Annotated in this window: 3 protein-coding genes; 1 reads left to right on the top strand and 2 read right to left on the bottom strand. The window is 61.1% G+C overall.

Annotated elements, in window-relative coordinates; all coding sequences use genetic code 11:
* Positions 1–279: 279 nt before the first annotated feature.
* A complete protein-coding gene (locus DBV08_RS19755) occupies positions 280–636 on the bottom strand; it encodes a hypothetical protein (protein WP_172436540.1) in 357 nt (118 codons plus the stop codon).
* 189 nt (positions 637–825) lie between these two features.
* Between DBV08_RS19755 and DBV08_RS19750 the strand changes: the two genes are divergently transcribed.
* A complete protein-coding gene (locus tag DBV08_RS19750) occupies positions 826–1,164 on the top strand; it encodes an RNA polymerase-binding protein RbpA (protein ID WP_003944971.1) in 339 nt (112 codons plus the stop codon).
* A 331-nt stretch (positions 1,165–1,495) separates the two neighbouring features.
* Here DBV08_RS19750 and DBV08_RS19745 read toward each other — a convergent pair whose 3' ends face one another.
* Positions 1,496–2,326 (bottom strand): hypothetical protein, encoded by an 831-nt coding sequence (locus DBV08_RS19745; RefSeq protein WP_095970123.1) that lies wholly within the window; start codon positions 2,324–2,326, stop codon positions 1,496–1,498.
* Between the last annotated feature and the right edge of the window lie 77 nt (positions 2,327–2,403).

Raw genomic sequence — 2,403 nt, 5'->3', positions numbered from 1 at the left:
TACGACCACCCCCACACAGCGTTGTGACGATCAGCGCCGGGAACTGTGGCTCGGGGATTGAAGAGAAACATCGCACCGCCTCGATATCGAGTGGAAACCATGTGGCGATCCTGCGAGAGCGCAGCCGAAGGTCATCGACCTCGACGAAGGGTCGCTTCGAAGTCCGAACCTCCCCGAAGGTCCGAACTCAGGATCAAAATTTGTCGTCGTCAGGCGTCAGGAGCACCGCAGTGCTGCAGTGCTCGACGCAAGGCTAGAAACCGGTTGCCCACACCTGCTTCACCGGAAACGTTCGGCTTCACGGGCAAGTTCGGTCAACCGTTCACATAACTGCGTGAGCTCGGAACTCTGGGCGCCCTCGGCGACAGCTGTCGCTACATCTTCGGCGGCGCAGCGAACCTCGAACATTCGATCCACCAGTTCGACAGCCTCGATTGCGGTCAAGATGACGGCATCAGCCGGGATGGACGTGCCCTTGACGGCGTTGCGCTGCTCGTATGCGCGCTGGCGACAGGACTGGCTGCAGTACCGGCGACGTCGACCCACTCCCGTGACCGCAACCTCGCGGCCACACCACACACACGGATTTCCGGAACGCGCAGTCTGCGGTGATCCGACGCGTGTGCTTTCAGCCATGAGTCGACACTGTACTCGAGATTCGGACGCCTTCGATGAACGCGCACGGCACCCGGTAAGATGGAGAGGTTGCGTCTTCTCGCCACACGGGAACCAATCGGGTGCTCGTGGCGTTGTAGATGAGTGTGAGCGTCTACTCCCCAAGTCAGGGCGCCCACCAGCGGTGACGAACGAAGAGAGGACACCACCATGGCAGATCGCGTACTTCGAGGTAGCCGTCTCGGAGCTGTGAGCTACGAGACCGACCGTGACCATGACCTCGCGCCCCGTCGTATGGCCAAGTACAAGTGCGAGAACGGCGAGATCTTCGACATCCCGTTCGCGGACGAAGCCGAGATCCCCGGCACCTGGTTGTGCCGTAACGGACTCGAAGGCACCCTCATGGAGGGAACTGCTCCCGAAGCCAAGAAGGTCAAGCCTCCCCGCACCCACTGGGACATGCTGCTCGAGCGTCGCTCGGTCGAGGAACTCGAAGAGCTCCTCAAAGAGCGTCTCGATTTGCTGAAGGCCAAGCGTCGCGGCGCATGAACTAGCACTTCGATCAAGACCGTCCGGTTCTACACCGGGCGGTCTTTCTCGTTCTTCGGGGAGTGATCGTTCACAAGTCGACGTCATACTTCGGCCCTTCTTCGACGTGGCAACTCCGGGATGCCTCGCCGTAGTGAAAAATGTTTCAGCACAGCGTCATTCAGCATCCAGGCGCACTCACGGGCCGACAGTGCGCAAATCCTGGATTCGCGCTGGAGAACCATCGGCACTGCTTCGTGCACCAGTGTGAGCTGTATCCCCCACCCTGCGACACACCAAACTTCCAGCTGTCGAGCGGCGTCCGAATTCGACTGCCCCGAATGTTCGCGGACTAGTCGACGGTGAACCTTCGCATCGCCAGATGCCCGAATACGCCGACCAGAATCAATGTGACGCCCGCGGTCACGGAAACCGAGTCGGTCACCAGCCCCGCAATACCGGTCACGGCTACGAACACCGGCAGAAAGTCGAACAGCCTGAAAATCGACTGCGGGGGTTCGGTTTCGCGACCCTGCGCCTGAGCAGCCTTGTTCGGCGCGTACTCGGGATACCACTCGGTGAACGAGATCGCGAAGAACGTTCCGAGCAACTGCAGAATCCATCCGGTCCAGAAGTTGTCACCGTCGTGCAGCCGTGCATCTCCGAACAGGCCCACCGCAGCCGACCAGGTGAAGGCGAGAGCCCACACTGCCGTGATGACGTAGTTGATGCGCAAGAACAGTGGCGTCGTCCAATACTCTTCGGGCGTCGACTCTTTCGCGTACTGCAACGTGAACGGATTACGAAGCAGGATCGACCCGAAGGCAAAGACCACCAGTGCGATGTTGGTCAGTTCCCCGCCCCAGAGTTCGAACCACCGAATCGTGTTCGCCGACGCGAGGAGCCCGATGGATGCCAGAACGCCGAAGAACACGACGTCGAAGACCTCCAACAGCTTCACGGTACCGCCGCGCCGGTGACTGGCCGCCAAGATCAGCAGCGACAACCCGAGCGCAGCGGCCGCGGATTCCTCGAACCTTCCCGGCCCGGAGAGCAAAGACAGCAGGATCCACGGTGACAGGCCGGCGAGAGGTGACTGCAGAACCGCGTCGACGACACTGGTCTTGCGAACTGCAGTCTGGGGCTCGGTCTTCTCAGGCTCGGTCTTGTCTGGCTCGGTCACGGGAGGCCGCCTTTACGCAGGAACGGGTGGCACAGCGAGTACCCGCGTAGGTGCCCCTCGGAACATCGAGTGCCCGA

Origin of the sequence: Rhodococcus sp. KBW08, from assembly GCF_003852455.1 — a bacterium.
GTDB classification, from domain to species: Bacteria; Actinomycetota; Actinomycetes; order Mycobacteriales; family Mycobacteriaceae; genus Rhodococcus_F; species Rhodococcus_F baikonurensis.
This window is presented reverse-complemented; position numbering and strand designations above follow the sequence as displayed.

What these genes read in the sequence shown, in the direction of transcription:
- DBV08_RS19755 (WP_172436540.1), bottom strand. Translation starts at nt 636, where the DNA reads ATGGCTGAAAGCACACGCGTCGGATCACCGCAGACTGCGCGTTCCGGA.
- DBV08_RS19750 (WP_003944971.1), top strand. Translation starts at nt 826, where the DNA reads ATGGCAGATCGCGTACTTCGAGGTAGCCGTCTCGGAGCTGTGAGCTAC.